Source organism: Streptomyces sp. MBT53 (assembly GCF_016654115.1).
GTDB lineage: Bacteria > Actinomycetota > Actinomycetes > Streptomycetales > Streptomycetaceae > Streptomyces.
In genome coordinates this window covers 1-396 of the sequence record NZ_JAEQAZ010000521.1, presented here as the reverse complement: position 1 = coordinate 396, position 396 = coordinate 1, and the positions used below count along the sequence as shown (strand labels likewise).

Sequence of the window (396 nt, the reverse complement as noted above, 5' to 3'; positions counted from 1 at the left end):
CAGCGTGGTGGTGAGGACGGCGGCGGCGAGGCCGAGCACCGGGCCCTCGGGCAGTCCGGCCAGTGCGTGGCTGCTCCAGGACGGCAGGTCGACCTTGGCCAGGGTCAGCCCGGAGAGGGAGGCGGTGAGCGTGGCCCCCGCGACGGCGACGAGCGCGGCCGGGATCTTCCGCATCAGATGCCCGAGCCGGCCGGGGACGCGCGGCCACAGCAGCAGAAGGGTCAGGGTCAGCGCGCTCATCGCCACGTCGGCGGGGTGCAGGTCCGCCAACTGGGCGGGCAGCGCGCGGAGGTTGGCGAGGACCGAGCTCTGCGGGGTCCCGCCGAGCACGATGTGCAGCTGCGCGACGGCGATGGTGACACCGATTCCGGCGAGCATGCCGTGCACGATCGCGGG

At 74.5% G+C, this 396-nt stretch carries 1 protein-coding gene; it reads right to left on the bottom strand.

The genetic code is table 11. The features are described 5' to 3' along the window. A partial coding sequence (locus tag JHN45_RS52575) for a SulP family inorganic anion transporter (RefSeq protein ID WP_268982500.1) occupies positions 1–396 on the bottom strand: 396 nt, incomplete at both ends.